The organism is Myxococcales bacterium (assembly GCA_016712525.1).
Lineage (GTDB): Bacteria > Myxococcota_A > Polyangia > Polyangiales > Polyangiaceae > JAAFHV01.
The window spans coordinates 1,148,515-1,169,564 of the sequence record JADJQX010000001.1 but is presented as its reverse complement, the minus strand read 5'-3'; the positions used below and the strand labels follow the sequence as shown (position 1 = coordinate 1,169,564).

At 69.7% G+C, this 21,050-nt stretch carries 18 protein-coding genes; 7 read left to right on the top strand and 11 right to left on the bottom strand.

The window, feature by feature from the left end:
- Positions 1-263: 263 nt before the first annotated feature.
- Together IPK71_04990 and IPK71_04985 are read right to left on the bottom strand one after the other, a co-directional pair.
- Positions 264-1,139 carry a metallophosphoesterase gene (locus tag IPK71_04990; GenBank protein ID MBK8213087.1) on the bottom strand — a complete coding sequence of 292 codons (876 nt, stop codon included), beginning with the start codon at positions 1,137-1,139 and terminating at the stop codon, positions 264-266.
- Positions 1,140-1,301: 162 nt separating this feature from the next.
- Positions 1,302-3,341, bottom strand: a complete 2,040-nt coding sequence (locus tag IPK71_04985) for a hypothetical protein (GenBank protein MBK8213086.1) — start codon at positions 3,339-3,341, stop codon at positions 1,302-1,304.
- Positions 3,342-3,549: 208 nt separating this feature from the next.
- On the opposite strand from IPK71_04985, the gene IPK71_04980 reads away from it, so the two are divergent.
- A complete protein-coding gene (locus IPK71_04980; GenBank protein MBK8213085.1) occupies positions 3,550-4,239 on the top strand; it encodes a hypothetical protein in 690 nt (229 codons plus the stop codon).
- Here IPK71_04980 and IPK71_04975 read toward each other — a convergent pair.
- The 5 genes from IPK71_04975 to IPK71_04955 all read right to left on the bottom strand — a co-directional run bounded on the left by IPK71_04975 (position 4,128) and on the right by IPK71_04955 (position 9,850).
- On the bottom strand, positions 4,128-5,471 hold the full coding sequence (locus IPK71_04975) for a hypothetical protein (GenBank protein ID MBK8213084.1): 1,344 nt from the start codon (positions 5,469-5,471) through the stop codon (positions 4,128-4,130). The genes IPK71_04980 and IPK71_04975 overlap by 112 nt on opposite strands.
- A 222-nt stretch (positions 5,472-5,693) precedes the next feature.
- On the bottom strand, positions 5,694-6,161 hold the full coding sequence (locus IPK71_04970) for a GNAT family N-acetyltransferase (GenBank protein MBK8213083.1): 468 nt from the start codon (positions 6,159-6,161) through the stop codon (positions 5,694-5,696).
- A 160-nt stretch (positions 6,162-6,321) separates the two neighbouring features.
- On the bottom strand, positions 6,322-7,059 hold the full coding sequence (locus IPK71_04965) for a hypothetical protein (GenBank protein MBK8213082.1): 738 nt from the start codon (positions 7,057-7,059) through the stop codon (positions 6,322-6,324).
- Positions 7,060-7,207: 148 nt separating this feature from the next.
- Positions 7,208-8,008 (bottom strand): hypothetical protein, encoded by an 801-nt coding sequence (locus IPK71_04960; GenBank protein MBK8213081.1) that lies wholly within the window; start codon positions 8,006-8,008, stop codon positions 7,208-7,210.
- A gap of 150 nt (positions 8,009-8,158) precedes the next feature.
- Positions 8,159-9,850 carry a thioredoxin domain-containing protein gene (locus tag IPK71_04955; GenBank protein MBK8213080.1) on the bottom strand — a complete coding sequence of 564 codons (1,692 nt, stop codon included), beginning with the start codon at positions 9,848-9,850 and terminating at the stop codon, positions 8,159-8,161.
- 364 nt (positions 9,851-10,214) lie between these two features.
- Between IPK71_04955 and IPK71_04950 the strand changes: the two genes are divergently transcribed.
- On the top strand, positions 10,215-11,132 hold the full coding sequence (locus IPK71_04950) for a transposase (protein ID MBK8213079.1): 918 nt from the start codon (positions 10,215-10,217) through the stop codon (positions 11,130-11,132).
- A 509-nt stretch (positions 11,133-11,641) separates the two neighbouring features.
- Entirely contained in the window at positions 11,642-12,217 is a 576-nt protein-coding gene (locus IPK71_04945; GenBank protein MBK8213078.1) for a hypothetical protein, read from the top strand.
- Positions 12,218-12,278: 61 nt separating this feature from the next.
- Here the strand turns inward: IPK71_04945 and IPK71_04940 are convergent, their stop codons facing one another.
- Positions 12,279-12,746, bottom strand: a complete 468-nt coding sequence (locus tag IPK71_04940; GenBank protein MBK8213077.1) for a GNAT family N-acetyltransferase — start codon at positions 12,744-12,746, stop codon at positions 12,279-12,281.
- Positions 12,747-12,964: 218 nt separating this feature from the next.
- On the opposite strand from IPK71_04940, the gene IPK71_04935 reads away from it, so the two are divergent.
- Positions 12,965-14,179 carry a beta-lactamase family protein gene (locus tag IPK71_04935; GenBank protein MBK8213076.1) on the top strand — a complete coding sequence of 405 codons (1,215 nt, stop codon included), beginning with the start codon at positions 12,965-12,967 and terminating at the stop codon, positions 14,177-14,179.
- Positions 14,180-14,196: 17 nt separating this feature from the next.
- Here the strand turns inward: IPK71_04935 and IPK71_04930 are convergent, their stop codons facing one another.
- A complete protein-coding gene (locus tag IPK71_04930; GenBank protein ID MBK8213075.1) occupies positions 14,197-15,417 on the bottom strand; it encodes a cytochrome-c peroxidase in 1,221 nt (406 codons plus the stop codon).
- A 152-nt stretch (positions 15,418-15,569) separates the two neighbouring features.
- On the opposite strand from IPK71_04930, the gene IPK71_04925 reads away from it, so the two are divergent.
- Entirely contained in the window at positions 15,570-16,181 is a 612-nt protein-coding gene (locus IPK71_04925) for a macro domain-containing protein (protein MBK8213074.1), read from the top strand.
- A gap of 51 nt (positions 16,182-16,232) precedes the next feature.
- Here the strand turns inward: IPK71_04925 and IPK71_04920 are convergent, their stop codons facing one another.
- Positions 16,233-16,793 (bottom strand): hypothetical protein, encoded by a 561-nt coding sequence (locus tag IPK71_04920; GenBank protein ID MBK8213073.1) that lies wholly within the window; start codon positions 16,791-16,793, stop codon positions 16,233-16,235.
- 279 nt (positions 16,794-17,072) lie between these two features.
- Here IPK71_04920 and IPK71_04915 point away from each other — a divergent pair, with 279 nt between their 5' ends.
- Both IPK71_04915 and IPK71_04910 read left to right on the top strand, forming a co-directional pair.
- A complete protein-coding gene (locus tag IPK71_04915) occupies positions 17,073-18,287 on the top strand; it encodes a hypothetical protein (GenBank protein MBK8213072.1) in 1,215 nt (404 codons plus the stop codon).
- A gap of 417 nt (positions 18,288-18,704) precedes the next feature.
- On the top strand, positions 18,705-20,078 hold the full coding sequence (locus IPK71_04910) for a hypothetical protein (protein ID MBK8213071.1): 1,374 nt from the start codon (positions 18,705-18,707) through the stop codon (positions 20,076-20,078).
- 178 nt (positions 20,079-20,256) lie between these two features.
- Here the strand turns inward: IPK71_04910 and IPK71_04905 are convergent, their stop codons facing one another.
- Entirely contained in the window at positions 20,257-21,024 is a 768-nt protein-coding gene (locus tag IPK71_04905) for a class I SAM-dependent methyltransferase (protein MBK8213070.1), read from the bottom strand.
- Between the last annotated feature and the right edge of the window lie 26 nt (positions 21,025-21,050).

The window sequence follows — 21,050 nt, the reverse complement described above, 5'->3', positions numbered from 1 at the left end:
AGGGCTCGTCAATCGAAGCCCCACGCGCCCACGCGCCACGTGCCTTCGTGCCTCGTCGCCGCCCCACGAGGGCTCCCGCGCGAGCCCCCGGAGAGGCCCGAAATTGACGCAAATGACGCGCAAAATGGGGCGCCCAATTTTGCGCGTCAATGAAACGATTCCGAAGGGTTACCTGGGGGTCGGCGAGAGAAAGTCGTCATGAGGGCGACCGACCCTCGAGGCCTCGCCGCCGGCGCCGATCGAGCGCTTCACCGGGCCGAACCTCACCGCACCACGGGCATCGAGAGCGTGACGAGGGCGAGCTCGGGGCGCGCGAAGAAGCGCACGGGCAGGATCGACGTGCCGAGGCCTCGGCTCACGTACAACGACGAGCCACGGTCCTCGTAAGTGCCGGCGACGTAGCGCCCGCTCCCCGGAGGCAACCAGAGGGGTCCGAGCCCGGGCACGCGCACCTGGCCTCCGTGCGTGTGACCGGCGAGCGCGAACGTGACGCGCCCGGCGACGCTATCGAAGAACGCGGGCGAGTGCATGAGCGCGAGGGTGGTAACACCGGCGGGGACGCTCCGAAGCGCCTTGTCCGCGTCGGGGCTGCCGCCGGTCTCGTCGTCGAAGCCCACGATCCAGAGATCGTCGCGCAGCCTTCGGGCCTCGTTGACGAGCAGGGTGATGCCGGCGCTTCGGAGCGTCGCGGCCTCGTCCTCGGACGGGCGCCAGTGCTCCCAGTTTCCGTCCACCGCGAAGACCCCGAGCGGCGCGTGCAGCGCGCTCAAGAAGCTCGCGTACGGACCGAAGCGACCGGTGTCGCAGGTGTCCCCCGTCAACACCACGAGGTCGGGCTTCTCGTGAGCGATCGTAGCCAATACGGCAGCTTCGCGTGGGCCCGGGGTGCTGCCGTGAAGGTCCGAGAGATGAAGCACGCGGAGCGCGCTCGGCCCGACGTGATCCACGTCGTTTCGTGCGCCTGCGCGTCCGACCGGAGGCAGGTTCGGCCGTGTCACCTCGACCCAGCGCGGCTCCACGGCGAACGCGTAGAGGCCCGTGGTCGCCGTCAGTGCTACGAGGGCTCCCCCGATCCAGCGTCGTGTGCGTCTCGGGCGCTTCGATGGCCTCACGCTCGAACGCGACGCTTCTGAGCTCACGGGCTAGACGATAGTCCGCTTCGGCCCGCGCTCCTCGGTCGAGAGCCCGAAATTGACGCAAATGACGCAAAAGTCCGAGCGCCCGGACTTTTGCGTCAATGAAACGATTCCAAGGGGCTACCAGGGGGTCGGCGAGAGAAAGTCGTCACGCGGGGGACGGGCTCACTCGGAGGTTCGGTACTCCCGGGCGAGCGCGGCTCCCTGCTCGGACGCGAGGGCTGCGCGGCACTGCGCAACGAGGGCCTCGAGCCGCTCGGTCGTAGCCTCCGCCATGGTGCACGAGGCCCTCACGTGGACGTACCCGTCGGACTCGAAGAAGCGCGCGGCGGGCTTCGACGCGTTGGCCGCCTTGATGCGTGCCATGAGCTTGGTGAGGTTCACGTCCGTGTCCGTTTTGCAGAGCGTGCCCACGACACGAACGTCGTCGTCGTGGAGACCGGCTTGTAGGTTGAACCCGTCGAGGGTCGAGCGGTACCACCCGCGCCCCTCGCGCGACGTCTTCGGATCGAGACCGAGCTTCACGAGCGCGGCCTCGAGCGAGGCGACGACCTTGGCCTCGTCGGCGTCGAGCGGCGCCTCGGGCACGACCGGGGGAACGTACGGCGTGAACGGGAGCCCGAGGGCCTTCTTCACCTCGCCGGGAAATGTCGGGTTCAACGCCTCGAGCAGGCTCATGAGCGGCGCGATGGCCTCGGCCCCGAACTGGCGATATCCCGTGAACGCGAGGAACTGCGCCGCGGCGGAGCTCGAGATCCCGGCCTTCCACATGCTCGGATCGTCTCGAAGGAGCGGAACGATCGCCGCGAGCGCCTCGGGGGTCGCGGGTGGGACCGTCTCGCCAGATTCGCCTCGAATGCCGGAGAGGACCATCGCCATGAGGAGCGCCTCGGCCTCTCGGCTCCAAGGCAAGTCGACGTTGTCTTGCGCGGCGCGTGTCGGGAGGTAGGGCAACGGCGCGCACACGGTCGCGCGGTTGAGCCCCGCGGCGTCCAACATGGCGAAGAGCTCGCGCAGGTCGTGCGTGGTGGTGGGCGCGCGTGGTTTCAGGATCTCGTCGTAATTGCTGCCCCCGAGGACCGACACGCTGCTCACACCGACGCCGGCCAAGGCCGCTTTGCCGCCATGCTGGAGCGCCGACGCGAGGAGGTGGGCGACGAGATCGCTCGGGCCCCGCAGGTGCACGCTCGGCTCGACACGCTTTCCGCTCCGAACGACGCCGCGCCAGAGCACCGCCACCCCACGCCGCGCCATACCCTCTCGAAGGGGGCGGAGCAGCGCCGAAGCGGCCTTGTACATGGGCTCGTCGGCGGCCTTGTGTTTGCGCGACATCTCCGCCTTGCCCTTTTTGGCAGGCGTAAGATCGAGCAACGAGACCCCGTGCCAAGGGAGGAAGAGCCTACGCCCTGGCACGAGCAAGAGTCGGCCTTGACCTGCGTGCTCGTCGGGAAGCGTGTACGTCTCCGAGGCACGTCCGAGCTCGGGGCCGCAGCACACCGTGCCCGCGTCGGGTTGCCACCACACGAGCTCGTCGTGAACCCACGGCCCTGCCACGGCGTGGGTGTGGGTCGTCGTCGCGGAGCCATCGTCGCGCACCTCGCAGAGCCACGCGACCTCGTTCACCATGTCGTGATCGGCGAGCGCGATGGACGACCCGCGGCGGTACGCGTTGGCCTCGCCGTTCGGCAAACGCTCGACGTGCTTGCACCACACGACGCGCCCGCGGCCGTCCGCTTCCCGAGCTATCAGGGCCGCAATCGGCTGCTTGTCGGCGCGCCCCAGCACGACGAGCGAGCCGTCCGCGAAGGCGACGTACGAGACGACCGCGAACACGAGGCGCCGTCGGCTCGTGCCTCCGAGCTCGAGCGGTGCCCCCTCCGGGACGAGCGGCAGCTCCTCGCCGTGCACCTTCACCGATCGTCCGTCGTGAGCCACGACGAGGTCGGGGCCCCCGAGGGGGTCTGGGCTGTGGTGGCTGTTCGCCGCAGGAGGGACCTTCTTCAAGGCCACCGGGTCGACGTCGGTCGCGTAGTCGAGCCACACGTTGCCGTTCGGGCGGAGGACGATGGGCTTCTCTTCGTTGGGACGATCGAGGCCGGCGTCGGTCTTGATCTTGTCGCCGGGGAAGGCGATCCGCGTGACGCCCTGCCAGTCGGCGAAGAGGTAGAAGCTGCCGTCGCGCGCCGAGATTTGCCGATTGTCCATCGAAGGCCTCCGTGTCGGGATCCGTCGTTCGTACCGACGCCCGACGCGAATTCTCCCCGGGAGCGCGGGTCTCGAACGAGTCTCGCGCTCGCCCACGTGAGGGCGGGCCGTGGGCTCGAGCCCCGCCTCGCCGCTTGCCGCCGCCGTTGGGTCGTGCGACGTACGAGCCACGTTCACCCCTCAGCGGGCGGGCCGAGGAAGAATCTCCATGGGCCACACACCGACGCCTCCCGATCGGCAGCCACCCGAACGAGCGGATCTCGAGCCCGAGGCCGAGAGCCCCGCGGAGACCTCGCAAGGCTCGTCGCGCGCGCGCAGCCTCCGGCGGACGCTGATCGGCGTCGTCATCTTCGTCCCAGGGCTCTTGCTGTTTCTCGTCGCGCGCTCGTGGCTCCTCGACACGTTCGGCACGACCGAAGGGAACAGCGTGGTCGTGCGCATCCCGACCGTCGTGGCCATGGCCATCGGCGCGCCCATGACCGTGGGGTACTGGCTCCTCGTGAGCGGCATCTACGGCGTCGTGTTCGGGGCACGCGGCCGCGCGCTCACGCCGCTCTGGTCCCTCTTCCGCATCGTGTTCGGTCTCGTCGTCACGCTCGGGATGATCGCGATCGCGATCGTCGTCTTCGTGCGCTCGTCGATGGAACGGAGCCCCGCTCCGATCGAGCCGACCGAGCTCGTGGCTCCCCCGGGCTGGGCCGATTCGGGCACGTCGCGTCGGCCCGACCTACGGTCTCTCGACGCGCGCGGAGGCCCCGCTGTCGCCCGCGCGCGGCCTGCGACGGATCAACGGCAGGCGCGTGCCTCGTTCGGGACGACGGCGTCGAGCGCGCGCTGCAGGGCTGCGGTCTCGAGGCCCCGGTCCGGCCGCGCGACCGACGCGAAGACCGTCACGTAGTCGTTCGCCGTCACGCACACGAAACCGCGCTGGTCCGTGCTCACGTTCCGCACGATCTCGGCCTGGGGCGTGACGGTGACGTAGGGCGAGAACGCCGCGATGTCGGCCGTCGTCCCGCCTGCGATCGAGGCGCTCACGAAGATGTCGTGCGCGTTCCGAATGGCGATGAAACACGCCTGGGTGGCGGTGTCCTCCGTCTGCGTGCGAATCGAGCGCTCCTGGCGCGTGATCACGGTGGCCTCGGACATCGCCTCGACGCTGACGGGGCTCTCGAGCTCGCGCTTCCACGTGGCCGCGACACGTCCGAGCACCTCGGGGCTCTTGCCTTCGAGCGCCTTCGCCACGCAGCTCCCGAACGTGCCGGAGGCGACGGGGCGATCGGCCAAGGTCGCCTCGCGGGCGAGGGCCGTGAGGGCGGCCGCGTTCGGCGTCGTCCCGATGCGCTTGGCGAGCGCGCCCGCGGCGGCCGAGATCCCGCGCCGCAGCGCCTGGTTCGACGGGCTCGTCGGATCGACGAAGGTCCAGAGCTTCTGGCCGACCACCTTCTTGTCGAGCGCCGGGATGCGGTCGAGGTGCTCCCCCGACGCCCACAGGTCGGCGATGACCCGCGCGTTCTTGACCTCGACCCGGTCGGCCGCCGGCATACGGACACCGAGGGTGAGCGCTGGCGTCTCGAGGAGCAGATCGCCCTTGTCGCGGTCGAACAGGCGATCGGCCAGGTTTCGGCGAATCACCCGATCACGCGGGCAAAGATGCAGCTCCGAGAACCAGCGCGTCTGCACGCCGTTCGTGCGCTCGTACATCGTCTCGAGCCACTCGACTCCGTACTTGGCCTGGGCCCAAACCCCGCCGACGACAGCCGCGTTCGTGAGCGCGTACCTCCCGCGGTCGTCTTCGTTGAAGCAGCTCCCACCTTTTACGACGATGGTGGGCCTCTTCGTCCGGCTCCGGTCGAGCCCGAGCTTCGCGTCGATCTTGTCGAGCCGCGACGCGAGCAGGAGCGACGCTTGTTTGGAGAGGCACTCGGCGCGCACCTCGGTGAGCGTCTCCCCGGCCTTCTCCGCGTCCCCTGCGCCGAGCCGCGTGCACGTGACGTCACCCTGGAGGAACGCCTCGTCGCCCTCGAGCTCGTCCCCCGTGGCTTCGGCCGAGCAGCCCGCCAAGAGCCCGAGCGCAGTGAGGGAGGAGACCGCCACGGCGGCGCGGAGAAGGGCGCGGAGAACGTGAGCCATGAGGGGGCTATCGCACCTTTCGTGCCAGCTCGCGGGGAGCCCGAAGCGCGCCCGCAGGGCACGAAAGGCCGCTGCCCCGAAGGGTCATGGGGGACGTGCCGCCCACCCAGGGAACGAATCGATCTCTCGCGTCGGATGCGCGGCCACGGCCCCGCGCGCGCTCCTCGCAGCGGCATGCCGTCTCGCGGCTCGCCGCCCGCGGGGGCGCCGACGTGCCGAGCCTCACAGGACGAGCTTCATCCCCTCGTGGCTCCTCACGAAGCCGAGGCGCTCGTAGAAGGCGTGGGCGCGCGTGCGGGTTTTGTTCGAGGTGAGCTGCACGCGGAAGGCCTTGCGCTCGCGCGCGCGGTCTACGGCAAAACGCATCATCGTCTCGCCGACGCCGCGGCTCCTGTGCGCGCGATCGACGACCACGTTCTCGACCTGGGCCACGAGCCCGCCCTGGTAGCCGACGTGACGCACGAAGGTCAGCTGAAAGACCCCGATCACGCCGACGCTCGGCAGGTCGGCCACGTAGAGCGCGTTGTCCTCGGTCATCGACGCGAGCGCCTCCACGTAGACCGGATCGAAGGGATCTTTGCCCCCCTCGAGGTCGAGCCTGTTGCCCTCGTTCGGCAGCTTGAAGAGCGCCACCACGGCGGGCAGATCGGAGACGGCCGCGCGGCGCACGCGCATTTCCTCGAAGGACATCGCGTTCGTCACCCTACCCCGATGCGCAGCGAGCGCGATACCGCCGAGGGGAGCGGCTCAAGGATGCCTCCCTCGTCCGGCTCCCTCACCCGAGCGGCCGTTTGCCATGGGCTTCGGGGCGGCCTCGTACGACTCGCGTGAGCGCGGGACCGGTGGAGCGTCACCCTTCTTCCGGGGGCTCCCACTCGTCGTCGAACGGGGCGTCGATGACGGGGCCGATCCATGCTTCGTGGGCGTCCGATGCGCGCTGCGCCGCGGTGAGATCGGAAGGGTCGGCGAGCATGCGCAACGTCACGAGCCCATCGCGTTCTGTGCGCATTGCACCCGGCGGGGGTGTCGCGTGCGCGAGCGCCGGCCCGTGCTTGGAGAGGACGGGGTCGAACACGTCGACGATCGCGTGGAGCGGGCGATTCGAGACGCGAGGCCGTGTGAGCGGCGCGACGGAGAAATCGCGATCCGGAGAGCAGGTCGCCGCGTCGAGCACGGCGCGATCTCCCCAGCGCCGCCGGAGCGTGTGGAGCACCTCGACGAAATCGTCGATGGCGTGGGTCTTCATGTGGTCGAGCACGTCGCGTCTCGCGCCGGCGCCGAGCCCGAGGTACCCGGGGGCCATGTCGATCTTCACCCACGCGTCTCGCTGGGAGCCGACGAGGGCCGTGCTTGCGTCCCCCTTGGCGAGGACCCAACACGCGTGCGACCCGACGAGGCGCGCGTGCACGGCGTCGCGATCGCCCATGGGCTCTCCGCGCTGACCCGTGCCCATGACCTCGAGCCACGGCCAGAACGCGGTCGACGAGAGCGCGTCGAGGAGATCGGTGATCCTGGCGGGCTCGTGGAACCAACGCTCCTCGGACAGCGTGTACGAGGCGACCCAGGTGACTTGGGAGACGATCGGCATGCCGCCCCAATGTGACCGACATTTCGTGCCGTCGCCATGCCGTCGAGGCTCCGCGACGCCGGTCGACATCCCCCGCGGTGGCACGCGCGCTAGCCGACCCTCCGCCATCCATGGGGCGGCGACGATACGGATCCCGAGAGCTCGCGGCTCACTCGAAGTTGCCGCGGCCTCGGAGCGTGACGCCCGCGATGCCCGCCGCGGGCCACTCGAAGGTCTCCTCGTAGACCTTCCCGTCGAGGCTCGTGAGGCGCAAAGTGAACGGCCCTTTGCCGAAGCCCGACGCGTCCGTCAGCGTCCCGTCGCCGCCGCGCTGGAGCGGCACGAACGAGGCGTGGTTCGCGCTCTTCACCTCCGCCTTCACGATGGGCCTCCGCCCGTTCCGCACCCACAGGCTCGTCCAGTATTCGCTCGAGCCGGTCTGGAGCTCGAAGACGAGCGGGCCGGTGGCCGGGCACTCGGTGAAGCGCCACGACATCGTGCGCGGGTACTCGCCGCTGTCCAAGAGTGCGAACGCCTCGGGGCTCACGTCGATGCTGTTCTTCGTCGTGTCGCCGTAGGTGACCACGCGCAGCACGGCCGATTTTCCTCGGGCGGTCGTGACCGCGATGCACGCGTCGCAGTAGGTCGCGACGTTCGGGAGCCCACCCCAGAGCCCGGCGAGCAGGTTGCCTTGGCTCACCCGCACCTCGGGCGCGTACTTGGTGCCCGGCGCGCACGCGTTGTGCCACTTCGTCTCGTCGTAGTCGACGGGCCCGAGGTGAAACTCGCCTCCCTCGTAGGTCGCGCCGAGGCTCTCCGTGCCCCCGCCGACCTTCGGCCCGACCTCGCTCCCCGTGGTGTCTCCCGAGCCGCTCTCGGGCGCGCGCGCACCCGCGCCCGAGTCGGGGCTGCACGAGGCGACGAGGACGATCCCGAACGACAGGGCGAGGAGGGCTTGTGTGCGTAGCATCGTGCGACCAGCGTTCCCTGTCCGACCGAGGAGCGCAAGGTGCTCTCGGCCCCGTCGCCGCGAACCGTCGCGCCTCACGGCACGTCACGCACATACGCGCACCTCGGTCCGCCGTGCTCGAGCGTCGCCACGCGCGGAGCCCGGGCCTCGTCATTCGCCCGAGAGGAGGGCCCTCGCGTCGTCGAGCGCGAGCAAGACCTCGCCGAGCATGCGGCCACGATCGTCGACGTTCTCGGGCGTCATGGTCGCGTAGGCGGTGCGCGCGACGATCGTGGTGAGGCGCGCCCGATCGAGGCGCGATGGCTCCCGGGTGGTGGTGCCTAGGGAGCGCGCGAGGCGCACGAGGAAGCGGATCGCGTGGGCGTTCTCGTCGAGGGGCATCCTTCGTATGCGGAATACACCGACCGCGTTCGGGTCCGTGCGCGTCGCGTAGAACCCCCCGTGAGGCTCGTCCCAGAGCTCCGCGAGCATGTGCCGCGCGATGCGCTCGGCCGCGTCGAGGTAGCGGGTGTCGCGGGTGCGTTCGTAGAGCCGCACGAGGGCGAAGCCGAACGCGGCGTTGTCGGCGAGGTAGAGCTTCGCGCTGCTCGGATCGTTCGCAGGGACGGCCTCGTGCGCCACGCCACCTCCTTCGAGCACGTGGGTGCGTAAGAGCGCGCCGGCCGCTCGGCGTGCCTGGTCGAGGGCCTCGCCGTCTGCGAGCAGCTCGGAGTACGTGACGAAGGCGGCGATCGCGAGCCCGTTCTCCCGCGCGAAGGCGCGACGCTCCACACGAGGCATCCCGAGCGCGCTGCGCGCCCGCGCGTCGAGGGCGTAGTACTCGTGGCCCGTGAGGTACCGCGCGCCGACCTCGTGGGCACCGAGATCCGCGTCTTGGCTCGCGCCGAAGGTCTCTCCTTCGCGGAGGATCTCGGACATGTACCGTTTGACGAGGCGCGCACGCGCGAGCATGGGCGGCGACTGGGTCAGCGCGTAGGCCTCGGCGTAGTTCTCGAGCGCGGGGGCCTGGAACGTCATGAGCTTCTCGTAGTGAGGTCGGCTCCACGTGCCGCCCTCCGAGTACTGGTAGATCCCACCGAACACGGGATCGACGAGCGCCGACTGCCGCTCGAGCGTGAAGAGGGCGCGCTCCTTGGCCTTCGTGTCGGTCTTCGCCCTGCGCAAAAGCCAGGCGTTTCCCCAGCCGAGCGGCGCCTTCTGGAACGTCCCGAAGCCGCCCTCGCGAGCGTCGTAGAAGGTGTCGAGCTTCGCCTCGACGGCCAGGATTTCTCGGGCGAGCGCGGCGGCATCGAGGGCACCTCCGCCTTCGCGCGGCGCTGCCACGCGGCTGCCCTCGAGGCGATCGCGAGACCCGACCGCGGCCTCCAAGACCTCGAGCATCCGCTCGGGAGGGAGAAACCCTCGGTAGGCGCCGAGCTCGTGCCCTTCGGCGTCGAAGAGGATGGTGGCCGGCCAGCCGTAGTCGGCGTAGCGCTCTTGAATGTCGGGCCGCGCGTCGATGTCGACGCGCGCCGTCACGAAGCGCTCGGCGAGGAGCTTCATCACGCGAGGGTCGTGGTAGGTCCGAGCGTCCATCACGTGGCAGAAGTGGCACCACTCCGCGGCGCCATCGAGCAGCACGAGCTTCCCCTCGCGCTTCGCTCGCGCGAACGTCTCGGTGTCGAACGGGACGAACGCGACGCCGCCGGCGAGAGGCTTCCCGGACGGCGCGTGAGCTTCGGTCGGGGCCGTGGTTTTCGGCGAAGCGGGCGAAGGCCGGGCCGGGCCGCACCCGGCGACGAGCGCGAGCGACGCCGCGACGAGGCACATGCCGAAGGACCGGCGGAAAAGAGGGCGCATCATGGCGATCGGAGAGGATACGCGCGAAGGGCGCCCCGGGATCCGCGTGAAGGGCGTGACGTGGTTCGAGGCGACGGGGATCCGACCGAGGGAGATCCGACCGACGTTGGCGCCAAGTCGACGAAAGTACGTGGCGGAGCAGATTGGTTGGGGGGGAGATCCGACCGACGTTGGCGCCAAGTCGACGAAAGTACGTGGCGGAGCAGATTCGACCGACGCAAGGTCGACCAACGATGGCCCGAGTCCGCGAAGCTCTCGCGGGCCTGGCCGGGCCACCCGTTGGGCCTGGCCGGGCCACCTTGGCCACACACGATCTCCCTTAAATTCAGCCACTTCGTGTTGGCCCGCGACGTGAATAAGGGGAGGCATGTCCAACCCTCGCCGTATCGTTCCGGGCACCACCTACCTCGTCACGCGCAGGACCATCCGCCGCTATTTCCTCCTGAACCCGGACAAGAGGCGGCTCCTGCTCGCGTTCTATTGGTACGTCACGGCCGTGCTCGCGGCGGAATTTGGCATAGAGGTCCACGCGGCGCAGATGCTCTCGAATCACCTTCACGAGGTGCTCACGGACACGCGAGGAAGGCTCCCCGACTTCCTTTCGCAGCGAAATCGCCTGCTCGCGAACGCCATCAAGGTGCTGCGTGGGTGGCCCGGGGAGGTCTTTTCGCGCGAGGGCACGAGCGTCGTCGCGCTTTATGGTGAGGATGTGGTGTTGCAGAAGATCGGGTATACGCTCGCGAACGCGGTCGAGGCCGGGCTCGTCGCGAGCCCCGAGGATTGGCCGGGTGTCACGCTCGCGGCGACGGACATTGGGACGCGCACCATTCGTGTCTCGCGGCCCGATCTGTACATCGACCCGGAGAACACGCGCTGGCCGGCGGCGGCCGAGATTGCCATCACGGTGCCTCGCGCGCTCGAGGCGAGCTCGGGGCACGAGGGGGCGCGTGAGCGCGTCGTGTCCGCGGTGAACGCGGCGGTCGAGAAGGCGCGCATCGTGGCCCGCAAGGCGGGGAAGTTCGTGCGCTCGCTCGAGTGGATCTTCGCGGTGCCTCATACGACGCGTGCGTCGTCGTTCGAGGAGATGGGGGCGCGGAATCCGAGCTTTGCGGCGGGTGGGAACCTGGAGATGGCGGTGCGGGCCATGAAGGAGCGGGCCGCGTTCTTGGGGGCGTACCGGGAGGCGTTTGCGAAGATGAGGAGCGCCGTGCGGGATGTGTTCTTCCCTGAGGGGACCTGGCGCCTCTTTCGCGAGCTGGGCGTCAATGTGATTTCAGCCACTTAGCGCCAACGTCGGTCGGATCTGATGACTTAGCGCCAACGTCGGTCGGATCTGATGGGATCTGATGGGATCTGATGTCCTTGACGTCGGTCGGATCCTTGCTTTCGCGAGCTGGGCGTCAATGTGATTTCGGCCACTTAGCGCCAACGTCGGTCGGATCTTTGGTCGGATCTTTGTCGCGAGCTGTCGGTCGGATCTTTGCCTCGTCGGTCGGATATTTGCCTGCGGTCGGATCTTTCCTGACCGGGATCTTTCCTGCCAACGTCGGTCGGATCTTTCCCGTCGGTCGGATCCTTGCTTTCGCGAGCTGGGCGTCAATGTGATTTCAGCCACTTAGCGCCAACGTCGGTCGGATCTCTCTTCGTCTAGCGCCAACGTCGGTCGGATCTCTCTCGTCGGTCGGATCTCTCTCGTCGGCGCCAACGTCGGTCGGATCTCTCCTCGCCTGCGTCGGTCGGATCTCTCCCCTGCTTGCGAAGGAAGAAGCGCCGATCCCGCGCGTATGCTCGGGCATGACGCTCCCCACGCTCGCCTTCCTCCCCGACCACCGCAAAGAGCTCGTGGACGCGCTCCCCGAGGCGTTCGAGTCCATCGGCAAGTACTTCGACCTGAGAGACGATCGAAACGACGTGGCCATGGAGAACGCCCGCGCCGTCGCCGCGGCTCTCGAGGGCGTGGTGCACTCGAGCGACACCGACTGCGACTACTACCCGTGCGTGCTGTCGGGCGCAGATCCGGAGAGCGACGCTTTCTTCGCGGCCCTCGGCGTCGCGCGTGACGCGCGCTTCTCCGTGGGCGGCTACGACAACCCCAAGCTCGAGGTGGTCCGCGCCGGTTCGGGTGACGGAGAGCGCTCGCCGCTCGCGCTTCTCTCGCGGCTCGGCGAGTACGAGCTCGGCAACCTCTCGGACTACCTCGAGGCGGGCGACCAGAAGGCGATCGGCGCGGCCATCACCAAGCTCGAGGCGCTCGGCCCCATCGTGGGCGTTCAGCTATGCGCCGACGATCACGCAACGAAGCTCGTGCTCACGTTGGCCAAGAGCGGCGGCGCGTACGTGGGTGTCGCCGTGGTGCGCGTCGAGACCTGAACGTTCTTTTGGGCGCGGGCGCTAGCTCTCTTCGGGCGGAGGGCTCGCGGGAGCTCCGTGCTCACAAGACGAGCTTCATCCCCTCGTGGCTCTTCACGAAGCCGAGGCGCTCGTAGAAGGCGTGGGCGCGCGTGCGGGTCTTGTTCGAGGTGAGCTGCACACGGAACGCCTTGCGCGAGCGCGCGAGGTCCATGGCGAAGCGCATCATCGTCTCACCGACGCCGCGGCTCCGGTGCGCACGGTCGACGACGACGTTCTCGATCTGGCCCACGAGCCCGCCCTGATAGCCCACGTGGCGCACGAACGTGAGCTGGAAGACCCCGATCACGCCGGCGCCCGTGAGGTCGGCCACGTAGAGCGCGTTGTCGTCGTTCATCGACGCGAGCGCCTCCACGTACACGGGGTCGAAGGGGTCCTTTTCTCCCTCGAGATCGAGCCGGTTGCCCTCGTTCGGTAGCTTGAAGAGCGCCACCACGGCGGGCAGATCGGAGAGCACCGCGCGACGCACGCGCACTTCGTCGAGGGACATGGCATGGCCACGCTACTCGATCCTCCGCGAGGCGACGCACGCCGTGCGCGCTAGGGAAGGGTCGTAGACGTACGCTCCGCCCGACGGCGATGCGTCTTCCTCCCTGCCGCCGCACGTCCCAACGTCCCCTGGACCTCGGTTCGTCCACCCGCTACCCCGAGAAATGCGGCTTCTTTCGCGGCTCTACGCGTGGTGCGGCGTGTGCATCGTACGGGCTCATGCGCCTTGCTCTCGTTCGATTCGCGTTCGCCACTTCACTCGCCGTGCTCGCCGCGTGCTCGTCGTCCGAGGGCGTGACCGAGGCGCCCCCGCCTCCCGTGTCCTCCCTTCCGCCCGTGAGCTCGGGGACGCCGGACGCGGGCACCAACGATGGAGCGCCCTCCGTGCCTCCTGTGCAGCCTCCCGCGAGCGCCCCGCCGCTGCCCGAGGCGACGCGCGCGGCCGTGCAGGCCCTGTGCGACGCGCAGATCGATCCGGCCGGGCAGGGAGGAAAGAGCGTCGGGCTCACGATCGGCGTGTGGACCCCTGCGTTCGAGGGCACCGTGGGCTGTGGGCGGACCCGCGCCGGGGGCAACGCGCCCGACGGGGATACCGTCTACGAAATCGGTTCGGTAACCAAGGTGTTCACGGGCATGTTGCTCGCCGACCGCGTGCTCTCCGGGAAAATGAAGCTCGGCGACGCGGCCTCGACCCACCTCGTGGGCCTCTCGCTCCCCACGTTCGAGGGCGCGCCGATCACGCTCGCCCACCTCGCGTCGCACGGCGCAGGATTGCCCTCCATGCCCGACAACCTCACGGGCGACCGGTTCGCTCCCGCGGCCGGGTACACGCGCGAGCGGCTCGCCGAGTTCCTCTCGAGGACCGCGCTCCCCGACCGGCCTGGCACGACGTACCGCTACTCGAACGTAGGCGTGGGCATTCTCGGGCTCGCGCTCGCCGACGCGAGCGGCAAGTCGTTCGAGGCCATGGTCGCCGAGACGATCACGGGCCCGCTCGGCATGAGCGACACACGCGTCGATCGCGCGAGCTACCCCGAGGCGCGTCTCGCTCAAGGGCACCAAGGCGCGACGCCCATCCCCCCGAACCGCATCGACGTGCTCGACGCCTCGGGAGCGCTGAGGTCCACGGGGCGCGACATGCTGAAGCTCGTCGCCGTGCACGCGGGCAAGGCGCACGCCCTCGCGCCGGTCGCCGCGCTCACGCACGAGGAGGTGATCACGAAGCCGCAGGGTGGCGGGTGCGGGCTCACCGTGGAGCTCCGCGAGGCACAGGGCACGCGGTACCTCGAGAAGAGCGGCGCGACCTCCGGGTTCACCGCGCGCGTTGTGGCCACGAGGAGCCCGGCGCTCGGCGTGGTGGTGCTCGCGAACACGGCGAACGTCGACGTGAACGGCCTGGCCCAGAGGGTTCACGACGCGGCGCGCGCCCCGTGAGCCGCCAAAAGACGAGGTCAGCGCAGCGATCCGCCGGGCTCGAGGCCGCTCGGGAGCGACTCCGGGATCGTGCGATCGAAGGTGCCGTCGCTGAGCGCTCCGAGAAACGCCCGGAGGTCGTCGACCTCGCCGCGTTGGGGCCCTCGCACGCCTTCGAGCGCCGGATCGAGCCTGCGGTTCACGCGGTCGTAGAAGCGGAAGACGTCCTCGAGCGTCGCGAGGGAGCCGTTGTGCATGTACGGGCCCGTCCGCGACACGTTGCGGAGCGTGGGCGTGCGGAACCTGTCCCCTCCTGCCCCGGGATCGTGAGGCGCGCCGCGGAGGTCGGGGACGCCGAGGCGGTGGAGCGCGTAGTCCGAGAACATCGGGCCCGAGTGGCAGTTGGTGCAGCCGTGGCTGCGCAGCACCGCCAGCCCCCGTCTCTGCGAGTCGTTCATGGCGCTCGTGTCACCCCGCGCAAAACGGTCGAACGAGCTGTCGTGATCGACGAGGGTGCGCTCGAACGCGGAGATGGCGCGAGCGACGTCGTCCACCGCGATCGGGCCTGCCCCGAAGGACGCCGTGAACCGAGCCCGATACTCGGGGATGGCCTCGAGGCGCGCCTCGACCTCCGCGATGATGGTCCGCTCGTCGAACGCGAGGCCACGCATCTCGTCGAGGTGCGCGATGGGACCCTTCGCCTGCGTCTCGAGCGAGCGCGCGCGGTTGTCCCAGAACATCGGCGCCTCGCGCGGATCGGGGAGCGCGCCGCTCGCCGAGATGCCCGCGAAGGCCGAGTTCAGCACGGTCATCGAGCTCCGCGGCGTCACGTGGGCCGTGCCGGGGCTCGGGCGCCTCGCGGGGCCGAGCCCCTTCCCCGCGACTCCGACGGACATCGCGCGGCCGTCGGCATAGGCGAAGTCGGGGTGATGGCAGGTCGCGCACGCCACGTCCCGATCGCCCGAGAGGACGGGATCCCAGAAGAGCAGGCGACCGAGCTCGACCTTCGCCTCCGTCCGCGGGTTGTCCGCGGGATCGAGCGCGTTCGCCGGGAGCGCTCCGAGCGCTCGTGTGGAGACGGCCGAGTCGCCATCGCCGCCTCGGCCGTCTCCGTCTCCGTCGCCGTTTCCGTCGCTGTCTCCGCTGCTGTCTCCGTCTCCGCGCCCGTCACCGCACGCGGTCGCGGTGAGTATGGCCAGTGCTGCGGAGATCGCCGCAGTCAGCCGGTATGCCCTACGAAACAAGTTGTCATGTCGCATGCGAGTCCCCTTCACGGCGCAGGCGGGCCACCCCACCTTGTCCACCCTCGCCTTCGTGGGAGCAGGTCGAAAAACCGGTCACTCCTAGGGTGGAAAAGATGACCGCGCACCAGCCCACTCGACGAAAAAGTAAAACGTGCTATTTCTCCTCCATGCAGGTACGGCTCCGTCAGGGCTCGCTCACCGAGGGGGACGAGGACGTCCTCGTCAACGCGTCGAACACGGGCCTCAAGCTGGGGTCGGGGGTGTCGGCCGCCATCCGTCGCGCGTGCGGCGCCGAGTACCAGGCCTACCTCGATGCCGAGCTCGCGCGCTGCGGTGAGCTCGCTCAGGGCGACGCCATCGTGACCCACGCAGGGGCCCATCCACGCGCCAAGGCGGTCATTCACGTCGCGGTCATGGACTACCGCGGGGGCTTCACGGCGCGCTCGTTTCCCAGCATCGACGTCGTCACGTGTGGTGCGCGCCGCACCTGGGAGCTCGCCGAGACGCTCGACCTCCCACACGTGCGCATCGCCATGGTGGCCCTGGGCGCGGGCACGGGCGGCCTCGGCGTCGCCGACTCGACGCAGGTCGCCTGCGAGACCTTGCGGGACCACCTCGCGCGGACGCCCGACTCACGCATCGCTGGCGTCACGTTCTACGGCTTCACGTTGGTGGAGCACCTGGCCATGGCGCACGTGGTCTCTCGCTTCTTCCCCGAGGCCCTCGCGGACCTCGAGCCGGAGGCCAAGGCGCTCGTCGCGAGCATGAGCCAGACCTGAAGGCGAGCCGCGTGTGCGATCGTAGGGTCCGCCAGCGCGCCCCGGAGCTCGTCACTGTGCTTGCGCCGCGACGAAGGCCGCGCGGGCGCTCGCCTCGTCGGCGTAGAGCACGAGCCCCAACGTGGAGCGGTCGGTCGTGAGCGGGCGACCCCCGTCTTCGGTGAGGCACGGATCGTTCGCGTGGAAAACGGCGGCGGTCTGGCGCTGGCGTACGACGGCGTACGTCGCGTTCTTCGGAGGTGCGTCTCCCCACAACGGACAATCGGTCGCCGAGGACGCGCCGACGAAGACGTTGCGTGGCGAGGCCTCGAGCGTCTCGCCGACGATCCACTTCCCACCCAAGCACCCGAGCTTCGGGGTGACTCGCGCGAGCACGAACGTGTCGCTCGGATCGGTTTTGGAGAGCGCGGTGACCTCGTCGATGGGACGGCACCCGTCGGTCGCGAGCGCGACGCCCGTCGAGATCGTCGCGCGGGCGTCCGTGCTCGATGGCGCGTCGGCCTCTCCGTTCGTGCCCGCGCTCGTGCCCTCGCGTGGGCCCTCGGTCGACGCGCATCCTGCGAGGACGAAGAACGTGAGGAGGCCTAGCGCCCGAGAGAGGTAGCGGCTCATGCTCGACCTTTGGAGGCAACGGCGCGGTTCCGTCGAAAAAAAGCGCGCCGTGCGTCCACGGGGCCTCCGACGAGGCCCGAGCCCTCGATGACGCGAAGGGCTCTGCGTGCCTCAAGGGAGCGATTTTTGTCGAGCAATCCGGGGGTTGGCGAAAGAAAGTGCTCCTCTGCCTTCGTGAGCCCCCGCGCCCTCCGCGGAGGCCTTACGATCGGCAAGGGAGGGGCCATGGCCCCGTGGTGCTGCCACGGCGCGAGGGGCTGCTTCGGAGAGGGCCGTGCGATGAGCGTCGATGAAGGAGTTCCGGTCGTCTTCCCGCGCGACATCGCGGGTGAGCTCCACGCGCGCATGACCGCGTCGTGCAAGGCTCGGTGCGACGAACGCGCGCGAGACCCCGAGGTCCTGGGGCACGCGCACGACCTCGAGCTCGAGCGCCCCTTGCCGAGCCGCGAGATCGTCGCGCGCTTGGTCGACGTCGGGTACGTCGCGAGCCTCCTCGAAGAAGAGGGCCGCATGGTCCGCTGCGGCTTCGGCTACCTGAGCGAGCCGGGCGCCCTCGCGCGCGGCTACCGCGTCTTTCGGTTCGGTGAGCCCATGCCGTTCAGCCCTTCGACGCTCGCCAAGCTCTCGCCGGCGATGGACCCGGGTCGCACCGAGCTCGCGGTCTTCCCCGAGGACGGCACGCTCGCCGTGTGGGGCTTCATCCATCGAGGGGATCAGAGCTTCGGCATCGACCTTCAGCACCTGCCGACGCACTTCTCGTTGCGCGGCCTCGGGCCCGGCACCTTCACCGTGCACTTCGACGAACGGCTCCTCCTCCTCTTCTCGCGCGACCACGCCCACTTCTTTGACGCGGGCATCGATCTCGCGGGCGTCCTCGAGAGCCGGGCGGGGGTCACGGCCGCCGTCGCGGGCACCCTCTGCCGCCTCGCGCGGCGCATGCTCTCGCACGGGCACGGAGGCACGCTGCTGGTCGTCGACCAGGCCTCTCCCCCGAGCGGCCTCGTGTGGCACGGCGCGCTCACGCCGCCGTCCGGCTCGCACGCGATGTTGACGTCGGCGGTGCGGCTCGAAGAGCGGGCCTCGACGAAAGACTTCGAGATCGCGCCCCCGAGCGCCGTGCAGCGGCTCGCGATCGAGGTGGCCCTGGGAGAGGCCCTCGACTTCGTGGCGAGGCTCACCGCGGTCGACGGCGCCGTGCTACTCGATCACGCGCTCGGGATCTTGGGCGCCGGCATCACGACCCAGACGCCCGAGTCGGCCATGCCTCGCGAGATCGTGCTCGAGGACCCACGCGGGGGCGTGCCCGAGCGGCGCGCCACCCTGTCCGAGCTCGGAGGCAATCGTCACCGCTCCGCCGTGTGCTTTTGCAGCCAGCAGCCCGGGCGAGCGCTCGCCCTCGTGGCGTCGCAAGACGGGGACCTCTCGATTTTCGCCAGGCGCGACGACGGGCTCGTTCACGTGATTCGACCGTTCGAGCTGGGCGTCGGCATCTGAGCCGAGGGCCGCGGCTAGCCTGACTCGTCATCGGAGGACGCCGTCCTCCGCCGCGGCCGTTCGCGCAACGCCCTGCTGGGGCCCCACCTCCTGGTTTTGGGTCCCGGCCCAAAACGGCCAATCATCGTCTGTTCGAGAATCGTGACCGTCGACTTAGGCGCGCGCCGCGCGAGGACCGTGGGGCGACCGGCCCCGCGCCCGCGATCGTCGTCGATGTCCTGCGGTAGGTCTGCGCTCTACCGCGCTCGTTCCAGCGGCTACCCCAAAGCGATGACGTCTCGCGCGGCTCACGGCTCGTCTCGCGGTGCCCTTGTCGCCGTGGGTCTCGCCGCGGCCTTCGCGGGCTCGGGATGTGCGAGCTCCGAACCCTCGCGCACCCCGCCAAAACACGCGGAGTCACTCGCGCGGAACGCGCCCTTGTCCTCGACGACGAGCCCCCATGTCGACGTCGCGACGCTGACCGAAGCGCTGAAGGATGCGGGGCAGGCCGTGGAGGTTCAGGTGGACACGAAGCGCCGAGTGCGCGCGCTCGACGTGCGCCAGTGGGAGCGCTCGGCGGCCTTCGTCAACGCCTATCCAGAGCCGTACGTGCGCGCTTTCGTGAAGGCCCACGGAGACGCATTCGGATACGGCCCGCTCGGCGAGGGCTCGGACGACATCGCGATGAACGACGAGGAGCTGGGTGGTCCGGCGACCCTCCTCGTGCCGTATCCGAAGGCGCAAGGCTGCCCGGGCCTCGCCGTGCTCTTTCGTTACACCTACGGGCACGACGTCACGGGCCTCGTCGGAATGCCGCTCTCGTGGGAGGTCTTGTGCCCGACCGAGCCCGGATCGCTACGACGCATCCAAGAGGCCCGCGAGCAAGGGCGCGGTGACGTGGCCGCGAGCCGTGCCGTCACCGCGGCGCTCAAGGACGAGCTGCTCGTCCAATGGCTCGTGGACCATGGCTTCGGGAGGCCCACCATGGTCGCCCGCGACAAGGAGCGGATCCGCGTCGGGCTGCGGTATCTCGGCGGCCCGGAGACGCGGAAACCCGAGGCCCTCGCCCGCGAGGTGGCCGAGGGCGCCGCCGAGGTGTCGGGGCTGCCGAAGCTCGACAAGGTCACGGTGCGGTACAGGGATGGTGGCAAGTCGCGGCCGAAGCGGATCGCGGGAGTCGAGCTCGCTGAGTCCCGCGCGACCGGCGATTATTGCGTCGCCCCGCGCGTCGTCGTCTCTCTTCGCGAGACTGCCGACGAGAAGCAGGCTCCTTCGGTGGAAGAGGTGACGGTCGTGTGCCCGCGTGAATCCGTCGGGGTGAGCGCTCCCGCCGATTCGGAGCGCCGGCTGCCGCGCACCTTCGCGACGAGCCCGGAGTACCTCGCGCATTGCCAGAGCACCAACTACGCCTGGGGGTATTCGAACACGGGGCTCCTGGTCGACCGGCGAGGGGACGTGTACTCGTACAGCGGCGGCCAACCCACCCAGGGAACGACGGTGAGCGCGCTCGCGGCGCAGCTCCGGAACGGGAAGACGTTGCTCGGCGCGCTGCCCGCTGCGGACGTGGAGCGCCTCGTTGCACTCATTCCCAAGGTCGCCCAGGAGAAGTGGAAGTCGGAGGTCATCCGGAGCTCGGATGGGCCATCGGGCGGGTGCGCGTACCTGCGGGCCGGAACGAGCCCCGGTGCCCTCGTGAGGGTGCCGATCCGCTCCTACGACAGCGGGCACGAAGCGTCCCGAGAGGGTGAGGCCACCCGCGCCGCCGCGTCCATCCTCGAGCCGTTCCGGCCCTTGATGGCGCGTGGCAGGTGACCCGTCCAAGCCGTCGCCCGACAGGCCTCTTCGGCGCCCCGAAATTGACGCAAATGACGCGCAAAATTGGGCGCCCAATTTTGCGCGTCAATGAAACGATTTCATGGGGTTACATGGGGGTCGGCGAGAGAAAGTCGTCACGCCCCGAAATCGCCCTCACGTGCCCTCCGGAGCGCGGTCAGCGGCGCTTGGCGATGACCTCGTAGCGCACGTTCTTGAAGAGGACGCGCTTCAGGAGATCTCCGGGGTGGCGCGGCGGAACGCGCCGCTCGGCGGCCAGGGCCTCGGCGATGGGGAGGTCCTCGCGGAGCACGTCGAACGGGAGCGCGGCGAGCATGGCCTTGGCCTCGGCCGGCGAGAGGTGCACGGTGTGGTCGGCGAAGGGCCCCACCTCGAGCGGCACCCCGAGGGCCTTCATGCCCGCGTACACGGCCGACGCGAGCCCGTACACGCGGTGGTGCACGTTCACCGTGAAGTAGAGCACCCCGCCCGGCCGCAACACGCGCGCGATCTCGCGGAGGATGCCTTCGGGCCGCTCGGCGTGATCGATCACGTTGTCCGAGATCACGAGATCGAACGAGGCGTCGTCGAATGGGAGCGCCTCGCCGCCGCACGCGCGAGTCTCGGCGCGGCGCTGCCATTCGGGGAAGAGCCGCGCGTACTCCTCGGCGAGCGGATCGACACCGATGGCGCCCTCGTACCCCAGGAAGAACACGAGCCCGTGCGGGCCGCTGCCCACGTCGAGCACGCGGGGCGCTTCGGGCAAGGGCGCGGTCCGCTCGATGGTGTGGCGCACGTGGGCCGCGTACTCCTCGAGCTCGCGTGTGATGGCCTCGACGTCCTCGAGCTTCTGCGCCTTCTCCTCCTGGTAGTGGAGCTGGCGCTCTTTGGCGCGCTCGGCGCGGGCTCCGCGCACGCGGCGGGCGAGGGCTCGGAGGTCGACCATGCGAGCGACCTTAGCAGACCAGGATC

Bases quoted from the DNA above. Each gene is read 5' to 3' on its own strand.
- IPK71_04985 (MBK8213086.1), bottom strand. From the start codon at position 3,341: ATGGACAATCGGCAAATCTCGGCGCGCGACGGCAGCTTCTACCTCTTC.
- IPK71_04980 (MBK8213085.1), top strand. From the start codon at position 3,550: ATGGGCCACACACCGACGCCTCCCGATCGGCAGCCACCCGAACGAGCG.
- IPK71_04975 (MBK8213084.1), bottom strand. From the start codon at position 5,471: ATGGCTCACGTTCTCCGCGCCCTTCTCCGCGCCGCCGTGGCGGTCTCC.
- IPK71_04970 (MBK8213083.1), bottom strand. From the start codon at position 6,161: ATGTCCTTCGAGGAAATGCGCGTGCGCCGCGCGGCCGTCTCCGATCTG.
- IPK71_04965 (MBK8213082.1), bottom strand. From the start codon at position 7,059: ATGCCGATCGTCTCCCAAGTCACCTGGGTCGCCTCGTACACGCTGTCC.
- IPK71_04960 (MBK8213081.1), bottom strand. From the start codon at position 8,008: ATGCTACGCACACAAGCCCTCCTCGCCCTGTCGTTCGGGATCGTCCTC.
- IPK71_04955 (MBK8213080.1), bottom strand. From the start codon at position 9,850: ATGATGCGCCCTCTTTTCCGCCGGTCCTTCGGCATGTGCCTCGTCGCG.
- IPK71_04950 (MBK8213079.1), top strand. From the start codon at position 10,215: ATGTCCAACCCTCGCCGTATCGTTCCGGGCACCACCTACCTCGTCACG.
- IPK71_04945 (MBK8213078.1), top strand. From the start codon at position 11,642: ATGACGCTCCCCACGCTCGCCTTCCTCCCCGACCACCGCAAAGAGCTC.
- IPK71_04940 (MBK8213077.1), bottom strand. From the start codon at position 12,746: ATGTCCCTCGACGAAGTGCGCGTGCGTCGCGCGGTGCTCTCCGATCTG.
- IPK71_04935 (MBK8213076.1), top strand. From the start codon at position 12,965: ATGCGCCTTGCTCTCGTTCGATTCGCGTTCGCCACTTCACTCGCCGTG.
- IPK71_04930 (MBK8213075.1), bottom strand. From the start codon at position 15,417: ATGCGACATGACAACTTGTTTCGTAGGGCATACCGGCTGACTGCGGCG.
- IPK71_04925 (MBK8213074.1), top strand. From the start codon at position 15,570: ATGCAGGTACGGCTCCGTCAGGGCTCGCTCACCGAGGGGGACGAGGAC.
- IPK71_04920 (MBK8213073.1), bottom strand. From the start codon at position 16,793: ATGAGCCGCTACCTCTCTCGGGCGCTAGGCCTCCTCACGTTCTTCGTC.
- IPK71_04915 (MBK8213072.1), top strand. From the start codon at position 17,073: ATGAGCGTCGATGAAGGAGTTCCGGTCGTCTTCCCGCGCGACATCGCG.
- IPK71_04905 (MBK8213070.1), bottom strand. From the start codon at position 21,024: ATGGTCGACCTCCGAGCCCTCGCCCGCCGCGTGCGCGGAGCCCGCGCC.